Raw genomic sequence first — 18309 nt, forward strand, 5'->3', positions numbered from 1 at the left:
TAAAATCTATTTTATTCAAATAATTAAAGTAGTTTGTGATAGTTTTAAAAACTATTACTATATAAAAAGAAGTGAGTAGGGGTGAATTAAGATGAACTTTAATTCTTTAGATTTCATAAAAGAATTAACAAATGCAAATGGTGCTCCAGGTTTTGAAGATGAAATAGTAGAAATAGTAAAGCGTTATGCTAAACCCTATTGTGGTGAAATATATGAAGATAAAATGCGTAATGTGATAGCTTATCGAAAAAACCATAAAGGAAATAAGCCAGTAATAATGTTAGATGGTCATACCGACGAAGTTGCCTTTATGGTTCAGTCAATTAACGCCAATGGTTCAATTAATTTTTTACCACTTGGTGGATGGCATGCCCAAAATGTACCCGCCCATTTAGTAAAAATAAAAAATAGAGATGGTAAGTATATTACAGGTATAATTGCTTCTAAACCTCCACACTTTATGTCAGTGGATGAAAGAAGTCGCTTGCAACCAATCAATGAAATGACTATAGATGTGGGTGCTTCAAGTTATGAAGAGGTTGTTGATGTATATAAAATTGATGTGGCCTCTCCTATAGTGCCTTTAGTTGATTTTAACTACAATGAAAATACAGACATTATGATGGGTAAGGCGTTTGATAATCGGTTAGGTACTGCGTGTGCTATAGAGACTTTAATAAAACTACAAAATGAAGAACTTCCTGTGGATGTAGTGGCAGCGGCAGCTGCTCAAGAAGAAATTGGTACTCGGGGAGCAGAAGTAACTGTAAGAACTGTTATGCCAGACTTAGCTATAGTATTTGAAGGAAGCCCTTCTGATGACATGTATAAAAATAAACATACAACTCAATGTGCCTTAAAAAAAGGACCACAAATACGACACCGTGATAAATCAATGATTAGCAATCCACGTTTTACTGCATGGGCTCGTAAGATTGCGCAGCAAAACAATATTCCTTTTCAAGATGCAGTACGTTGGGCTGGTGGAACAGATGCTGGGAAAATTCATTTAGGTAATTTAGCAGTTCCTACAGTTGTAATTGGCATTCCAACCAGATATGCTCATACTCATTATTGTTATGCTGCTTATGAGGATTATGTGAATTCTATTAAGTGGGCTTTGGCAATTATTAAAAATATTACCCCTGAGATTATTGAGTCATTTTAATAACTAATTAAAGTAGGCTATTGATATCAATAGCCTACTTACTCTAACAACCCAAAATTAAAAATATATCAAAAAAATAGTAAAAACACTTACTTTTAGACCTAGTAATTGATATAATGATACTCTTTCGCTATTTATAATAGTGTTTAAAATAATGCCATTGCTTGGAGGTAAGAGAAGAGTTATATGAGTAAAGTAAGAGGCTTTGAGAAAATAAGCATTAACCAATTTGTCAAAGATATAAAAATAACCGAATCACATCTTAAAACTTGTTATGCAAATTATCAAGTTCCCCAAAGAGGTACAGCTGTATCAGCTGGTTACGACTTTTATGCCTTGCAAAATATAACGCTACAGCCAGGTGAGCAAATTGTTGTGCCTACTGGTATAAAAGCTTATATGCAACCAGATGAGTGGCTTGCTATATTAGTGAGAAGTAGCCACGGATTTAAATATAATCTGCGATTAATGAATCAAGTTGGAGTCATCGATGCAGATTATTACAATAACCCAAGTAATGAGGGGCACATTTTTGTGGCCTTAAAAAATGAGGGAAACAGAACTTGGCAAGTTAAAGCCTCACAGGCCTTTGCTCAGGGTATATTTATGAAATACTTATGTGTAGATGGAGAAAATCCTGTATCACAGCAACGGTTAGGTGGTATTGGTTCAACAGATCGGAGGGGTTAAATTGAGTATGATTTCAAAACCAGAGTGGAATGAAGAAGAAAAATACCTTAATAGAGTAATGAAAGTTATAGAAGACGATTATGAGCAGACCACTGCCCAATGTGATAAAAGATCTGGAGAGCTAAATGACTATCGTAAGTATTTATGGGAAAATCGAAGAGATTTTAATAACTTATTCGAGATAGCCGAATATGAAGACCGCTTACGAGAAGATTTAAGAGGTTATGAGGTTTCTATGCATCGAAAGAAGGTACTAGAGAGAGCCTTAAAAATGCCTTATTTTGGAAGAGTGGATTTTATAGAAACAGGAGAAAAAATTACAGATAACCTATATATTGGCTTAGCCTCAATCATAAATCGAGAACAGTTTGAAATACTTGTTACAGATTGGCGTGCCCCAGCCGCAGGTATGTATTACGACTTTGAAGTAGGGCCAGCATCCTATACAGCACCCGATGGTTTAATTGAAGGTGAGGTAATCTTAAAAAGACAGTTTAAAATAAAAAACGGCAAGTTAGTTTTGGCAGTAGACACTGGTATACGTATAGATGATGAAATATTATTACAAACCCTAAGTAAATCTCGTAATCCGCACATGCAGCAAATAGTCTATTCCATCCAAAGAGAGCAAAATCGAGTAATTAGAGATAGAAGCAGTAGATATTTATGGATTCAAGGCGTTGCGGGTAGTGGCAAAACTTCAATAGCTTTGCATAGAATTGCTTATTTATTATACCATCGTAGTAAACACTTAAAATCAGATAATTTTATTGTGTTCTCTCCTAACCAGGTATTTATAGATTATATTTCAGATGTTTTACCCGAACTAGGTGAGGAAAATGCTCGTCAAATAACCTTTTTTGACTGTGCTGTTAAAACACTAGCTAATTATAACTTGCAAATAGAAGACGTTAGTGAGCAATTAGAGCTACTAATGCAACAAAAACCAAACAAAAGAAAACAGATAGCAAAATATAAAATGAGTCCAGAGTTTATAAAGGTGCTGGATTTATATTTACAGTATCTAAAACAGTTTAAATGGAAATTTAGGAATGTTATTTTTGCCAAACGCAAAGTTTTTACTGCCTCAGATGCAGAGTATTTATTCAATCAAGAGTATGCTCATTTACCTTTAAGTGAGAGAATTGAACAAGTAAAAAATCGAATTGTATTTTTAATTAGTTCAAAGTATAAAAGTGTACATGAAGAAAAACTAAAACAAGCAGTAATAGAAGCGTTTCCTAAAATAAATGCCTTTAGACTTTATAAAAAGCTCTATCATAACCCCCAATTATGGAGTGAAATTGGGGTAAAAGATCTGCCCAAAAAGTTAGATCAACTGTGTAGATATACAGTAGAGAGTTTAAACAAAGGAAAACTGTTATATGAAGATGTAGCTCCCTTAATGTATATGCAGAATTTTATAGAAGGACTCAATATAGATGCAACTGTAAACCATGTGGTAGTAGATGAAGTTCAAGACTACACCTTATTGCAGCTTAGGTTAATTCGAGCAATGTTTGCTGATGCTGATTACACACTTTTAGGAGATATAAATCAAAGTATTCATCCTCTTAATTTTTGGCAACTAGCAGAAGGCAGCAAGTCCTTTACTGAAAACTGCAAAATAGTTGAACTTAACAGATGTTATAGATCAACCATCGAAATAGCTGAATTAGCTAAATTTATATTACCTCAACAAAAGCTCGAAATTATCAAGAGAGAGGGTCAAAAACCCACACTGCATACTATAGCTAAAGATAATCTTATGCCCGAACTTGTAAATCTACTAAGGTCTCTAAGTAAGTATGAGTCTATTGCAGTTATTTGCAAAACCCTTAGTAGGTGTAAAGAAGTTTATAAAGAACTAGAACAGCAGGGTATGCAAGTAAAAATGTTAACAGGTTCTTCACGCAAATTTACCAATGGCGTCACCATATTGCCCTCTTATGTTAGTAAAGGGTTAGAGTTTGATGCAGTTATAGTTTTAGATGCAGATGAAGCTACTTACAACAGTAAAACAGAACGTAGATTATTATATACATTAACTACCAGAGCATTACACGATTTGCACTTTTTTGCACAACAGCCTTTAAGATTATTACAAAAAGCGTTAGCTAATAACTTGTTATGTAAATAAAATAACAATATGGGGTGAGTAAATACCATGTATCAACATCGTGATTATCCCGAAAAATCTTGGTCAGCTTCAAAGTTAGAGTCTTTTTATAGCTGTAAAAGACAGTACTACTTTAATGCCTATGGTCATTGGAATGGTTGGGAGTTTGATGCAGACGAGCGTACAAAACAAATATATAGATTAAAAAAGATTCAAAATTGCTACACCTTAAGTGGTCAACTATTACACGAACAGATTAAAAATGTATTTAATTATCGAGTTGATAACCCTCAAACCATGTTGACAGCTATTAGAACTAGCTTAAATGACTCTGTTAAAAATTCAATACACAAAAAGTCTTATTGGCAGCAAAAGCCTAATAGGCTTACTATGTTACATGAGTACTACTATGGTAAGGGCATAAATAAACAGTTAGGGAATCAAATAATAGATCGTATGAAAACCTGTTTAACTAACTTTTTTAAGAGTGATATATATCATGATTTTAAAGCTGGAACTATTAAAATAATAGAAAATGAAGAGCAAGGTTTTCCTCATTTTACATTTAACGATTATAAAATATACTGTATCCTTGATATGCTCTATAAAAAGGGTGACAACTACTATATAGTAGATTGGAAAACAGGTAAACCTGCAGCTGAAGAAAATCGCAGACAAATGGTAGTGTATGCTTTATACGTTTTAAGCCAATACCAAAATATATCTCTTGCTAATATAAAAGGGATTAATAAATACTTACTCTCAGGTGAAACCATAGAATATAACTTTACAAGTGAAGATGTAGTGGACTGTAGAGATATGTTAGAAAATAGTATAACTAAAATGGAAAACTACTTAGAGAATAAAGAGCAAAATCAACCTAAAAATGAACTAGTGTTTGAGGCTAATGTGGGTAGACATTGCAAAATGTGTAACTTTGTAGGTATTTGCCAAGAGGCTCAAGCTACTAACCAAGTTGCAGTAACTAAAGAGCTAGGGCAATAAGACCAAGCGCTGTTGTGTACTCGCCTAATATTTAGGATTTGCCTGTTTGTTTAAGGTAATTATTTTATTCCGTTGCTCTCCATAAAACATATTGCATCGTGTAGTGTGTATTTTACAAGGTGAAATACGTAGTGTACTTACCTTTGGTTGAGTGTGGTGAGTTTGTTTTGTAAACGTGATTATTTAAAGTTTAAAAAAACTGAGGTATTAATACCTTAGTTTTTTTAGGCTCTATAATAAAGGGCTCTTATAAGAAATAGTGTGGGTGAAAAAACATCCATACTATTTTTTTATTAAAATAAGAAGGACATAACCCCAGAACGTAGTAGTTTTAATTGCTAAGAAAAAAACGAAAGGACTGGGATTATGCCTCAAAACAATAATATATAAGAGTTACTGAATATTCAAGATAAAAAAATATAATTATATCAAGATTATTTATAAAAAGAAATAGTAAAAGGTAAGCAAAGAAATAAAACATTACCTTAAAAACAGGCGAAGCCAATATAAATATTAGGCAAGTACAGCACAGGTCTTGTTTGAGCAATCTATTTATATAACCTAAATATCCTGTATTAAAAAGGTTTTTTCAAGTCTATCAAGAACTAACAAGGTATTACAATAAATTGGAGGGGTAAACATTGGCAAAAAACTTAACCTGCCCTATTGACTTTTTTGGACATGAAATGGGAGCAGATCGCAAAATAGCACGTTGGGATAAAATTGTAGAATACTTTTTTAAGCTAGAATCAGAGAGTAATAAAATAAAAGTTGTTAATATGGGTCCTTCAACAGAAGGTAATCCATTTTTAGCGGTATATATAACTGCTGAAAATAACCTAAAAAATCTTAAACACTACCGCAATATAAGTGAAAAAATAGCCAACCCCAACACCATAGTTAATGAAAACATTAATGATTTAATTAAAGAGGGTAAGGCCGTAATTGTTCAAAGCATGAGCCTGCATGCATCAGAGATTGGAGGCACCCAAATGGCACCTTTACTTGCCTATGATTTGCTTACCAAAACAGATGAAGAGACTAACAGCATTTTAGAGAATGTAATATTTATAATGGTACCTTGTTTTAATCCAGATGGTCAGCTAATGGTTACTGATTGGTATAATGATTGGCTTGATACAGAGTATGAGGGTTGTAGCATGCCATGGCTTTACCATAAATATGCAGGTCATGATAATAACCGTGATGCCTTTGCCTTAAATCTTATAGAATCACAGTATATGGCTCAACTATTGTTTAAACAATGGTTTCCACAGGCATTTCAAGATCACCACCATATGGGTAGTTATGGGGCTCGCTTTTACGTGGCACCTTATTGTGATCCAATACGCCCTTATGCAGACCCCTTAATCTGGAGAGAACTAGCTTGGTATGGCTCTCATATGGCCTATAAACTAGAAGAAGAAGGTATTGCTGGGGTTTTAAGTGGAGGTCAATTCCCTGGCTGGGGTCACTTTGGCTACCATTGGCTTACTAACCATCACAATATAGCAGGCATGTTAACCGAGTCTGCAAGTGCCAATTTGGCAAGCCCTAAATACATAGAGCCAACACTTTTAACCGGCAGTAATAGCAAGTCGTTTCCAGAGTACCAAGCTCAAAGTAACTTTCCTAACCCTTGGAAAGGTGGTTGGTGGCATTTAAGTGATATAGTTAACCAGCAAAAAATATCCGCTTGGGCTTTATTAGATATGGCTGCCCGTAACAAAGAAACAATACTTAAAAATACCTATATAAAGGCTGTAAATCAAACTGAGAGAGGCTCTTTAGACGAAGAGTATGCTTATTTAATACCAGCTAAACAACATGATAGTAAAGTAGTTAAAAAGCTTATTCAACTGCTATTAAACCAAGGAATTGAGGTCAAAACAAATACAGCAGATTTAACAGTAGCAAGTGCAGTTTATCCTGAGGGTTCATATATTGTATTTTTAGCTCAACCCAAAATGGGGGTTATAAAAAGCCTGTTAAGTAAAACCAGTTATCCAGATAATTTTTATACCGAAAATTTAAATGGAGAGTCTATGGCTTTTGATACAGCCACTGATACAATAGCAGAGTATATGGGAGTTACAGTGATTCCACTAGGTAATGAGTTTGAAGGGCAGTTTGCAGTAGTGGATTTTGTACCAAATACCAATATTATTGTAGAAGAGGGCAACTGTTACGTTTTTGATAACCGAATTAATAATAGCTTTAAGGCACTTAACTTGTTGCAAAATAAGGGTCTTAAGGTATATCGAATAAACAGCAGTGTATATGTAAACAAAGAGCTTTGGCCTGCTGGTAGCTTTTATGTTGAGTGTAATCATAGTATTGCTTGTGAGGTGGCAAATTTAGCAGATGTAAGCTTTATAAAAGCTAATGATATACAATTACAAGACTATCATAAAACAGAGCTTAAAGAGCTAAAAATAGGCTTGTTCCAGCGCTATTGGGGTGGCAACACCGATGAGGGGTGGACCCGTTTAGTATTAGAGAAATATAACTTTAAATATATCACTATAAAAGACAATGACTTACCAAGCCTTAACGAAAAAATAGATGTGTTGATTATTCCTTGTGACGAAGAAGACGTTGTTATAGATGTTACAAAAGCCAAATCTAAAGAAACTAAAATGTTGTTGAAATGGTTTGGTGATACTATACCACCACAGTATCGAAGTGGTATTGGTGATCATGGTTTGCAAGCCTTAAAAGACTTTGTGCAAAATGGTGGTAGATTAGTTACGCTAGATGAATCTTGTAATATTGCTATTAAAGCCTTTGATCTAAAGATTAATAATATTGTAAAAGAAAAATCTTCAAAAGAATATATGACTCATGGCTCAACACTTTGGGTAGACGTAAATAATAATCATAGCTTAGCGTATGGCATGCCTAAAAAAGCCCTTGTATTTAATTGGGATAGTCCTATTTTTCAAGTAGATGATCGCTTTAGCGCCCAAAACTATGAGGTATATATGAGGTATGTAGAAAAAAACATTCTTCAAAGTGGACAATTAAATGGCGAAAAACTATTGTCAGGTCAGGCAGCTGCTATTAAAACTCATCATGGCAAAGGTGATATTATTCTTTTATCAGTTCCAGTTCATTTTAGAGCTCAGCTTGAGGGTACATTTAAATTGTTATTTAACACATTACTTTAAATATAATTTAGTATCGTGTGTAACGATATTTACTATAATGAACAACTCTGTGTTGTTCATTTATTTTTTAAAAATTCAGTTATTTAGTACTATAACAAATATAAGTTTAAAACCACTAAAATTAGTTAAAAATATAAAAAATATATAGTTAATAATAAAAGGGGTTTTATATTGAAAAAAATACGGCGTACTATAGCATTCCTAACTATAGCTGCTTTAATTTTTTCCACAATACTGTTAGTTAACCTGTTTTATTGGGCTACTAATAGTGAGTTTTATGAACAAACACAACTTAAAAATAAGGTTAGTAGTGTAGTAGAACTAAATCAGCAGCAAATTAATACTATAAATAAAAGTATTATAAAATACTTAACCTTAAGGTTAAATAGTATAGATATAAAGTGTCCAATTCAATCAACTCATATCTTTAATGCTAAAGAAATATCTCATATGGTAGATGTAAAAAAACTTTTTATATATGGTTATGTTTTTGTAGCAGTAGCTAGTTTAATAATTGTTATAGTAATTATTAAACTACTATTAAATAAATGCCTAAAATCAATAATTAAAATAACAGTAATAACACCCTTTATTTTAATAATAATGAGCGTAATAATAATATCGGTTGTTTTACTAGACTTTAATTACTGGTTTAACATTTTTCATAAAATTATATTCACTAATAATTCATGGTTGTTAAATCCTCAAACCGATACCTTAATTCAAATAATGCCCTTAAAATTTTTTACAAGCATGTTTACACATATTGTAATAACCTCAATTATTAGTTTAGCAGTATTAATGATATTAGGATTTTTAACAACAAAGTTACTCAAAAAAGTGATGGTTACTAAATAGTTATTGATTCTTTAAGAAACTATAATCTCTTTCTCTATTTAATCTGCAGCTTTAATTTTCATAACAGCTCAAAAAAAATTATAATATATGTCTTGCTTAAATCATAAATTTAAACATATTTAGGTTTAGGTAGGTAAAAAAATGATTAAAAAAAAGCATGTAGTTTTAATTGGTTTAATATTTATACTTATTTTCATTGGAAATCTTGTAATAAGTTACTGGCAACGGGGGGAAAATATAATATCACTATTTTTAGATGCAAAAAGCTATTACATAGAATACGATTTATTTTATAGCAATAGCAACGACCAAGTTTTAGTAAGAGAGTGGTATATTAGCCCCCATCAATACTATCAAGAGCGATCAGTAAATGGAGAGGTAACAATTCAAATTTGGAGTAGCAGTAATGGCACTGTCTGGAGGAATGTAGTTCAAAGTGATTCATTAAAAGTTGCTCAATATGTACCATCAACTGTTTGGCAATCTTTTAGTAAACTAGCTGGTCAGCCAGCGTTTAAACAAGAGCATGGCTATTATTTAGCTCTGCCAGGGTTAAACAAACCAAAGATCAAGTTAGAGTTTAGTAAAAAAGGAGAACCTATTAAAATTACAGTAAACGAAAAAGCTGGCTCATGGGAGATAGTGTTTAGAGAATACAAAACAAATATTAAAATTGATACGAGTATTATGGAGCCTTTTGTAACATAATTAAAATAGGCTAATAAACTAAAGTACAGTGAGTACTAGGCTAACTTCATACATCTTTATGCTTTACATAGTAAATGCATAATACATTAGTAGTGCGAAATAATATTAATCAATACTACTAAACGTAGTGGCTTAGTTTATTTGTTGGTTGCTGAAATTTATAGTAAAAATGAATGTTTATGGTTTTATGGTTTATGTTTCCAACAGAAACGTAATGAAATATTTTATGCAGGTATGCTATACTTATGGCAAGCTCAATATCTGCCTATGGCGGGAGTGAAAACTATGTCAAGATCGGGGAGATGGGTTTACTCTGATCAACTGGAGTTACATCATATGAAAATACATCAAGATGAGGATAAGCGTAAAAGAATCTTCATAACTGCCGAAAGCTATGAGCTGGAGGATATTGATATAGCAGAATTAATAGCTAGGTTAAAGAATGGCTATGAATCAATGAGTGAGATTAACTTATTATTAGCTACGGAGGCATTCTTTGCTGAGACTGAAGTCATGCAAGAATTCATATATTGTCATAAGTTGTCGGAGGATAACATATGATGATTATTAAACGTGGAGAAGTATATCAAGCAGATTTAAACCCAGTTGTTGGATCTGAACAAGGAGGAAAAAGACCCGTTCTAGTGATTCAAAATGATATAGGAAATGCCTATAGTCCAACGGTTATTGTTGCCGCAATAACATCTCAAATTAATAAATCACGCCTTCCTACCCATGTTGAATTACTAGCAGAAGAATGTGGCTTAGAGAAAGATTCGGTACTACTTTTAGAGCAAGTCAGAACCATTGATAAACAAAGATTAATACAAAGAATTACAGAACTTGACCCTAAAATAATGTCTTATGTAAATGAAGCCTTAAAAATAAGTTTAGGTCTAGTATGTTTCTAATTAAATAAACCAATAAATACACTGAAAGCACTAAGGTAATTCCTTTAGTGCTTTATTAGTTTTAAAAAATAGGGGTATGGGCTATTGATAACATATAATAGTATGAGCTTTTAGAAATTACGGCTAAACATTCCTTAAAAATACTTAGAGTAGATTAACTGTGTACACATTTTTTTTACAATATTTACACTGTCATTAAGTTTTTTATGGATAGAATAAATAATTAAACAAAATATGTTATTGCTGATACATAAGCTTTATATCAAAAAAAGAAGGGATTTTAGCCTTTAATCTAGAATAAAACGCCCACGAAAAAAAATACAAAGTGCATAATAATAAAAAGAAATTTGAAGTTATTATTAATTTCAAAGAGCAAAATGGAGGAAGCTAATTATGAAACCAATGATAGGAATAACATGTTTTTATGACTGGAAAAACGAAGTAATGAGACAAAATCAAACCTATGTTAATGCAGTGCATAAGGCTGGTGGAATCCCAGTTTTACTACCATCAGTAAACGATGAAGAGGTTATTCAAGGTATGTTAGATGGAATTGATGGATTATTAGTATCTGGTGGCCCAGATGTTGGTGCTCATCTTTTTGGAGAAGAACCCCATAAAGACTTAGGTGGTATTTCTCCCCTCATGGATGAATTCGAAATCGAGTTAATCAGAAGAGCAGCAGCTCAAAATGTTCCTATTTTAGGAATTTGTAGAGGAGAACAGGTTTTAAATATTGCCTTAGGTGGTACACTATATCAAGACATCTACAGCCAGTTGGATACAACAATTCAACATCGACAGCAAGCCCCAAGACAATACGCAGCTCATTCTGTTAAAATAGAAGAAGATAGTAAATTAGCAGAATTACTGGGTACTGAAATAAGAGTAAATAGTTACCATCATCAGGCTGTAAAAGACGTAGCCCCAGGATTAAAAGTTGTTGCATATGCTCCAGATAGAATAATTGAGGCCATTGAGTCAAAAAATAAAGAGGAGTTTATTATTGGAGTTCAGTGGCATCCTGAGGGAATGTGGAACAGTAGTTACAACTATGATAACTTATTTAATGAGTTCATAAAAGAATCAACTAAGAAACAAGCATAGTTATATTATTTTTAAATTAATTTGTAAAGGAGGTTAGATATAGTGCCATTTTTTAAAGAATACGAGGAAATTTCAGATGAACGTCGTGATGAAATGATTAGCTTTATAATTTCTAAAGTTGAAAAATATGGGGTATTTGTACCTGCATTATTTTTACTTGAAACCGGACAACCATTAAGCTTTGTATTTAGTCAGCTTGCTTATGGCGGAGCACCATTTACAGAGGTATTAGTTCAGGATGGACAAACCAGAGTAGAAGACTATGCTCAAATATTCGAAGACAGAAAAAATCTTAATGTGTTAATTGAACGTATGCAAGATCGTGCTGCTGAAGTTCAAATTGAAGAAGAGAAGGAAAAAATTAGAATTAAGAGATTAAAAGCTAAGATGAAAGAGGAAAATGAAAATATTGGAGGTAATTCCAAAAAAAAGAAAGGTTTTAAATTCCCTTGGTCTAAATAGTCATAAATTGTGAAAATTTTAAAATTTTCTCTAGTATTATGGGTGTAAAAACATACAATATAAACTGAATGTCTTGTTAAAAGTGTTTTTATTGTGCTATAATCTTTAAGGTGCATAACTGGCGAAGGAGGAGAGTCTATTGGCTATAGATCCGAAGAATATTAAGTCTATCTTGGCTACGGACTGCGGTAGTACTACAACAAAAGCAATTCTAATTGAGTTTGTAAATGGTGAGTACCGTTTAGTTAAACGTGGCGAAGCACCAACAACTGTTGAGGCTCCATTTGAAGATGTAACTATGGGTGTTAGGAATGCTATCACTGAGATTGCAGAGCTTAAAAATGAAGACCTTAAAGCTAAAGGTGCTGCTGTAAACTATTTAGACGACAAGGGTGTTATTACACGAAGTCGTAAACCCAACCGAGATGAGTATACAGGTGTTGATTTGTATGTATCTACTAGTTCTGCTGGTGGTGGATTACAAATGATGGTTTCTGGCGTTGTTAGCTCTATGACAGCTGAATCTGCTGAGAGAGCAGCTTTAGGTGCTGGTGCTATTGTAATGGACGTTATTGCTCAGAATGATGGTCGTGCTGATTATCAAAAGATTCAGCGTATCCGTGAGTTACGTCCTGACATGATTTTATTATCTGGAGGTATCGATGGCGGTACTACAGTTCACGTAGCTGAACTTGCAGAAATGGTACATGCTGCGCAGCCTCGCCCTCGTTTAGGTATTGGTTTTAAAATTCCTATTATATTTGCAGGTAATAAAGATGCAAGACCATTGGTAGATAAAATTTTAGGCGAAGAAACAGATTTACGTATTGTAGATAATATTCGTCCTGTATTAGAGAAAGAAAACCTAGGTCCAGCTCGTGACGAAATTCATAATTTATTTATGGAACACGTTATGGCTCAGGCTCCAGGTTATAATAAATTAATGGAATGGGTAGACAACCCAATCATGCCTACACCAGGTGCTGTAGGTAAACTTATCGAAGAAACAGCTCGTCAAAATAACATCACAATTGTTGGTGTAGATATTGGTGGAGCTACCACAGACGTTTTCTCTGTATTCGATGAAATTTTCAACCGTACTGTAAGTGCTAACTTAGGTATGAGTTATAGTATTTGTAACGTATTAAACGAAGCTGGTATTGAGAACTTATTACGTTGGGTTCCATTACACATCGAAATCTCTGAATTACGTAACCGTATTCGTAATAAGATGATTCGTCCAACTACTATTCCTCAATCATTAGAAGATTTAGTAGTTGAACAAGCTATTGCTCGTGAAGCGTTACGTTTAGCTTTTGAACATCACAAGACATTAGCAGTAGGTCTAAAGGGTGTACAAACCCAGCGTGATATTTCTGAAGCGTTTGATCAAACAGGTTCTGGTCAAACATTGGTTAACATGATGCATCTTGATATGATTATTGGTTCAGGTGGTGTATTATCACATGCTCCACGTCGTGTACAATCAGTTATGATGATGTTAGACGCTTTCCAACCAGAGGGTGTTACAAAGTTAACAGTAGATAGTATCTTTATGATGCCTCAGCTTGGTGTATTATCCGAGGTTCATCCTGTTGCTGCTACTCAGGTATTTGAACGTGACTGTCTAATTCACTTAGGTACAGCTATTGCTCCAGTTCAAGGTGCTAACAGTAAAGTTAAGCCTGGTACTGAGTGTGTAACTGTATCATTAAAGCGTAAAGATGGATCTACAGATTCTGTAAGTGTTCCATTTGGTTCAATTGCTCGTTTGGATCTTGAAGTTGGTGAGACCGCTTCTGCAGAGATTAAACCAGCTAGAGGATTTGATTGTGGTAAAGGTTCTGGTACAAACATTACTATGGAAGTTGAAGGCGGATTATGTGGTGTTATTATTGATGCCCGTGGTCGTCGTCCTATGTACTTACCTACTGAGCCAAAAGAGCGTGTTGCTAAGTTGTTAGAGTGGATTGAAGCTATGAACGTATATCCACTTGAAACACTTAAGGAATACTTGAAATAAGTGTAAGAGGAGTGAAGAATAATGGGTAGTGCATATACACCGGGTTTGAAAGTTACTCGATCAACAATTGTACGCAAAGTTCGTAAACTGCCTCTTAAGGGTGACGTATTAGTTCAAAAAGGTCAAACTGTTAAGCCTCATGACGAAGTGGCTAAAACATTTTTACCTGGTGAACCTGTTACTATGAACCTAGCTCAAATTTTTAACTACGATGTAAGTATGGCTGAAGAGATTCAAATGCTTAAAGAATTATTAGTAGTTGAAATGGGTCAAGAGGTAAAAAAAGGCGATTTACTTGCTAAGAAAAAAGGCTTGTTTGGTATTGAATTTTTTGCAACAAAAGTTCAATCTCCAATTTCAGGCGTTATAGATAGTTTATCTGAAATAACTGGTCAGTTAACAATTCGTAAACCTCCAGTACCAATTCAGATGGAAGCATATATTCCTGGCGAAGTTATTGACGTTCTTCCAGAAGAAGGCGTTGTAGTAGAAACTCACGCGGGTTTGATTCAAGGTATTTTTGGTGTTGGTGGCGAGGCTTATGGCGAAATTATGGTTGTAGCCAGTTCTCCAGATCAAGTACTAACAGCAGATATGATAACTCCAGCTTGTAAAGATAAAATTGTTGTTGGTGGTTCACTAGTAACAGCAGAAGCTTTAAGAAAAGCTGGTGAAGTTGGATGTACAGGTATTGTAGGTGGCGGAATCATTGACGTAGACCTAATTGAATACCTAGGATACGATATTGGTGTTGCTATTACAGGTACAGAAGATATTCCTATTACTTTAATTTTAACTGAAGGTTTTGGTGAAATCCGTATGGCTACTAAAACATTCAATATGTTAAAAGAGTTTAATGGTAGAATGGCTTCTATAAATGGTGCTACACAAATTCGTGCTGGTGTAATGAGACCTGAAATCATCGTAGCTAATGATACTGCTTACGTTGAGACTAAATCTCATATTGAAGAAGGTGGAATGGGTAAAGATACATTAATTCGTATTATCCGTGCTCCTTACTTTGGTCAAATTGCAACAGTTGACAGTTTACCACCAGAGTTACAGCAAGTAGAATCTGAAACATGGGTTCGTGTATTATTTGCTAAATTAGGTGATGGCTCAGTAGTTCGTGTTCCACGTGCTAACGTTGAGTTAATTGAAGAATAATTACTTCACAATTATAAAACAAATAATAAAGAGCTTTTTCGTAAAGGAAAAAGCTCTTTTTGTTATGCTTTCTCCTAAAAATAACGATTATTAGAGTATTTAAATAGTTATTATTTTCAAAATATAAAATATGTTAAAAAAATATGTACTGTTAATTAGTTAATAAAAAACTTGACAAATATATAAGCATAATATAATATAAATTTTAATTGGATTATATTCAAAATTATGTAAATAAGAGAATGTAATTCAAATTACTACAAAAGGGGATAAACAAATGATGCGTAAAATTACAGTATTTTTGCTTGTAATGGCTCTTAGTGTAGCTATGATTGTGCCAGCTTTTGCTGACGTGCATGGTGGATGGGATGAAGATACAGGGTATTTTAAAACTAAGTTAGTAAATAGGGATTCATTGAACATAAAACTAAGTGCACAAAATGATCCAAAGCATACTGGTAAACGAGAGAGGGAGGATATTGACGGTACAACTAACTATAGGGCTCACGGATGGACAACATGGGTTGATGTATACCACTATACTAGAGCAAGAATGGAAGAAAGAAATATTTTTGGTCAGCTAAAAAGAGTATTAACGGATTCTGGCCAACAATATGGTACTAGTGGTACAGAAGCAAAGTCACCTTGGTGGCCATTTGATCCAGATGTTAATGAAAAAGCCCGCACTTACTATGGTAGACCTTAATATTAAGATATAGATTATAATCTTTGTAGGAGGAGATGGAGTAGAAAATGAAATACAAAAAGCTTATATCTTTTATTTTAACAGTAACATTTATTTTATTATTAATGTGTTACGAGAATCAGTTTCAAAATGTACATAATGCACTCATCTTAGAAAGCAATGATTTATTTTCACCACATCACCTCCTTGCAGATAATTCAGTTGCTTTAGAGTGGAATAACCTACAAAATAAGCAAGATAATTTTAGAGTTTTTGGGTTGATTGAAAAAAGTGTAAGATATACTGTTATGAGCATTTATTCAACAGATTATACTGAGTTTAAACCTCCACTACATAGTGGTATATCTTTTTCTAGACCCAATAGTCAAGAGGCAGTGGTAGGTAGAGATGTTCAAACCATAACTATAGATAATAAAGAATATTTTTATTATCACGATAAAAAATATAGAGTTATAGGTAAAATAGGTATATCTGAAGATAGCCCATTGAAGAAACATGTATTGATTAACGATACAGCTTTACTAAATAAGCCCAGTATTCCTCTTGTGTTCGATGGTAATAACATTAAAAATATAACTTGGCTTAAGGGTCAGTCTTTTGAGACTAAGGGTGTAGAACGTTGGTTTAATCTTACATTTATTTCAAAATTAATTAATTGGACAGTTTTAATAGTTATAATAGGTGCGTCGGCTTTGGCTGCTTATTTTTTTGAAATAGCAACTTGTGAAGCTAATTTGTTACGTTATCAAACTGGAGTAAACTTAAAAAATATTCTTCTTAGAGGTTTAATAATGTTAACTACTACTACTTTGATATCTATTATAATTTTATTTTTGTTAGCCTATTATAGTATCTTTAGTTTGACAATTTTGAAAGTCATATGTAATTGCTTATTGTCTTATTGCACTATGGTAGTAACTTATTTTAAACTATCTACTAAACGAGTAACTAAGGAGACAGCTTATGACTAATAAAATCCGTGAAATAGCTATTTTATTTAAAACAAATAGCTTATTCTATATTCTGAGTATTATTGTTCTTACCTCTCTCTTAGTTATTGTAGGTTTAGTAACAACATTGTATTCATCAGCTCAAAGTAGAGAAAATTATATGCAACAAACTTTAAATGGAATAAAATCGTACACTATAGTAGATTCATTATATGAGTCTGATGCATTTAGTAGTCATCTTAAAAGTAGTGACAGAATTATTCGAGTAATTAACTTTTACAATTCACTTACGTCATCGTCGAAATTTAAGTTTCTCTCTAGGTATAATCAGGCAGTTGTCATAAATAATTTTCAAGGTAATGAGCAGTTTTATCAAAGTTCAAAGGCTTTTCGTGAAGCTAACCCCAAAGCGCCATTGTATATTAAGTCTATTCAAGTTAACAAAGACTTATTTGATTTTTATAAAATTAAATTGACAACTGGTGATGGGATTGATTGGAATGATATAAATTTTAATAGCCATGAATTACCTATCTTATTAGGCTCTAATTATAAAGGTGTTTATAAGTTGGGAGATAAGTTAACTGGGAAGTTTTTATTCAAAAATTTTAACTTTGTTATAAAAGGATTCATAGCACCTAATACATTCATTAATAACCAAAGTAATCCAGAATATTATATAGATCAGCATATTATTATACCCTATCCTAAAATAAAAGATTTTAATTACTCTAAAGGAGATATATTAAATATAATATCCTTAAGTATGATTAACGGAGATTTGGTTAGTAGCTCTAGTTCTCAAAAAGAAATACTTTTAGAGCTTCAGAAAATTGGAAAAAAAACTGGTTTTCAGCAATATGACATACTTGGGTTACAACGATTAACCTATAGGTATGCTGAAATGATTTCAGTTATAAATGAGAATAAAAAACATTTAGCATATAGCATTATCATATTATTTACTTTAATTACATTTATTCAGCACGGAAATGCTCGCATGGTTTTAACAAGGCGCTTAAACTTATATAAAACATACCAACTTATGGGTTACCAAAAATCAAAAAATATTTTTAAGTGGGATATACTTATACCTTACCCTGTAGCATACGTTCTTGCTAATATTATTATTAATAATTGTTTTGATTATGTTGATTTATTTGCTCTTATTTCGACATTTGTAGTTGCAATTTTAATATTTATCATTACATTTAACTCATGTAAAAAGATATTTATCGAAGAAACTCATAAGATAATGTAATAGG

16 protein-coding genes are annotated in these 18309 nt (G+C 32.9%); all 16 read left to right on the forward strand.

Annotation, left to right across the window (positions count from 1 at the left end):
- Window positions 1-91 precede the first annotated feature (91 nt).
- The gene (locus IMX26_RS14480; protein ID WP_195159081.1) at window positions 92-1168 is read left to right on the forward strand and encodes a M20/M25/M40 family metallo-hydrolase; all 1077 of its coding nucleotides are present in this window, start codon (window positions 92-94) and stop codon (window positions 1166-1168) included.
- A gap of 186 nt (window positions 1169-1354) precedes the next feature.
- Window positions 1355-1858, forward strand: a complete 504-nt coding sequence (locus tag IMX26_RS14485; protein WP_195159082.1) for a dUTP diphosphatase — start codon at window positions 1355-1357, stop codon at window positions 1856-1858.
- 7 nt (window positions 1859-1865) lie between these two features.
- The gene (locus tag IMX26_RS14490; RefSeq protein WP_243259366.1) at window positions 1866-3998 is read left to right on the forward strand and encodes a UvrD-helicase domain-containing protein; all 2133 of its coding nucleotides are present in this window, start codon (window positions 1866-1868) and stop codon (window positions 3996-3998) included.
- 27 nt (window positions 3999-4025) lie between these two features.
- Window positions 4026-4982, forward strand: coding sequence for a PD-(D/E)XK nuclease family protein (locus IMX26_RS14495; protein WP_195159084.1), 957 nt, complete (start codon window positions 4026-4028; stop codon window positions 4980-4982).
- 641 nt (window positions 4983-5623) lie between these two features.
- On the forward strand, window positions 5624-8152 hold the full coding sequence (locus tag IMX26_RS14500; RefSeq protein WP_195159085.1) for a M14 metallopeptidase family protein: 2529 nt from the start codon (window positions 5624-5626) through the stop codon (window positions 8150-8152).
- 171 nt (window positions 8153-8323) lie between these two features.
- On the forward strand, window positions 8324-9010 hold the full coding sequence (locus tag IMX26_RS14505; RefSeq protein WP_195159086.1) for a TIGR01906 family membrane protein: 687 nt from the start codon (window positions 8324-8326) through the stop codon (window positions 9008-9010).
- Between the two features lie 141 nt (window positions 9011-9151).
- The gene (locus IMX26_RS14510; RefSeq protein WP_195159087.1) at window positions 9152-9718 is read left to right on the forward strand and encodes a hypothetical protein; all 567 of its coding nucleotides are present in this window, start codon (window positions 9152-9154) and stop codon (window positions 9716-9718) included.
- 285 nt (window positions 9719-10003) lie between these two features.
- Window positions 10004-10279: a hypothetical protein gene (locus tag IMX26_RS14515; RefSeq protein WP_195159088.1), complete on the forward strand. Its 276-nt coding sequence runs from the start codon at window positions 10004-10006 to the stop codon at window positions 10277-10279.
- The gene (locus IMX26_RS14520) at window positions 10279-10629 is read left to right on the forward strand and encodes a type II toxin-antitoxin system PemK/MazF family toxin (protein ID WP_195161420.1); all 351 of its coding nucleotides are present in this window, start codon (window positions 10279-10281) and stop codon (window positions 10627-10629) included. The genes IMX26_RS14515 and IMX26_RS14520 overlap by 1 nt, the downstream gene beginning before the upstream one ends.
- A 393-nt stretch (window positions 10630-11022) precedes the next feature.
- Window positions 11023-11736: a gamma-glutamyl-gamma-aminobutyrate hydrolase family protein gene (locus tag IMX26_RS14525; RefSeq protein ID WP_207729289.1), complete on the forward strand. Its 714-nt coding sequence runs from the start codon at window positions 11023-11025 to the stop codon at window positions 11734-11736.
- Window positions 11737-11778: 42 nt separating this feature from the next.
- A complete protein-coding gene (locus tag IMX26_RS14530) occupies window positions 11779-12198 on the forward strand; it encodes a hypothetical protein (RefSeq protein WP_195159089.1) in 420 nt (139 codons plus the stop codon).
- 139 nt (window positions 12199-12337) lie between these two features.
- Window positions 12338-14221, forward strand: coding sequence for a glutamate mutase L (locus IMX26_RS14535; RefSeq protein WP_195159090.1), 1884 nt, complete (start codon window positions 12338-12340; stop codon window positions 14219-14221).
- 21 nt (window positions 14222-14242) lie between these two features.
- Window positions 14243-15388, forward strand: a complete 1146-nt coding sequence (locus IMX26_RS14540) for a hypothetical protein (protein ID WP_195159091.1) — start codon at window positions 14243-14245, stop codon at window positions 15386-15388.
- Window positions 15389-15665: 277 nt separating this feature from the next.
- The gene (locus IMX26_RS14545) at window positions 15666-16094 is read left to right on the forward strand and encodes a hypothetical protein (protein WP_243259168.1); all 429 of its coding nucleotides are present in this window, start codon (window positions 15666-15668) and stop codon (window positions 16092-16094) included.
- 47 nt (window positions 16095-16141) lie between these two features.
- Entirely contained in the window at window positions 16142-17065 is a 924-nt protein-coding gene (locus tag IMX26_RS14550) for a hypothetical protein (protein WP_195159092.1), read from the forward strand.
- On the forward strand, window positions 17058-18305 hold the full coding sequence (locus IMX26_RS14555; protein WP_195159093.1) for a hypothetical protein: 1248 nt from the start codon (window positions 17058-17060) through the stop codon (window positions 18303-18305). The genes IMX26_RS14550 and IMX26_RS14555 overlap by 8 nt, the downstream gene beginning before the upstream one ends.
- The last annotated feature ends 4 nt before the right edge of the window (window positions 18306-18309 follow it).

The organism is Clostridium sp. 'deep sea' (genome assembly GCF_014931565.1).
Classification (GTDB): Bacteria; Bacillota; UBA994; order PWPR01; family PWPR01.

Excerpts from the sequence above, each read along its gene's own strand:
- IMX26_RS14480 (WP_195159081.1), top strand. The coding sequence starts at position 92 with ATGAACTTTAATTCTTTAGATTTCATAAAAGAATTAACAAATGCAAAT.
- IMX26_RS14485 (WP_195159082.1), top strand. The coding sequence starts at position 1,355 with ATGAGTAAAGTAAGAGGCTTTGAGAAAATAAGCATTAACCAATTTGTC.
- IMX26_RS14490 (WP_243259366.1), top strand. The coding sequence starts at position 1,866 with ATGATTTCAAAACCAGAGTGGAATGAAGAAGAAAAATACCTTAATAGA.
- IMX26_RS14495 (WP_195159084.1), top strand. The coding sequence starts at position 4,026 with ATGTATCAACATCGTGATTATCCCGAAAAATCTTGGTCAGCTTCAAAG.
- IMX26_RS14510 (WP_195159087.1), top strand. The coding sequence starts at position 9,152 with ATGATTAAAAAAAAGCATGTAGTTTTAATTGGTTTAATATTTATACTT.
- IMX26_RS14515 (WP_195159088.1), top strand. The coding sequence starts at position 10,004 with ATGTCAAGATCGGGGAGATGGGTTTACTCTGATCAACTGGAGTTACAT.
- IMX26_RS14520 (WP_195161420.1), top strand. The coding sequence starts at position 10,279 with ATGATTATTAAACGTGGAGAAGTATATCAAGCAGATTTAAACCCAGTT.
- IMX26_RS14525 (WP_207729289.1), top strand. The coding sequence starts at position 11,023 with ATGAAACCAATGATAGGAATAACATGTTTTTATGACTGGAAAAACGAA.
- IMX26_RS14540 (WP_195159091.1), top strand. The coding sequence starts at position 14,243 with ATGGGTAGTGCATATACACCGGGTTTGAAAGTTACTCGATCAACAATT.
- IMX26_RS14545 (WP_243259168.1), top strand. The coding sequence starts at position 15,666 with ATGATGCGTAAAATTACAGTATTTTTGCTTGTAATGGCTCTTAGTGTA.
- IMX26_RS14550 (WP_195159092.1), top strand. The coding sequence starts at position 16,142 with ATGAAATACAAAAAGCTTATATCTTTTATTTTAACAGTAACATTTATT.
- IMX26_RS14555 (WP_195159093.1), top strand. The coding sequence starts at position 17,058 with ATGACTAATAAAATCCGTGAAATAGCTATTTTATTTAAAACAAATAGC.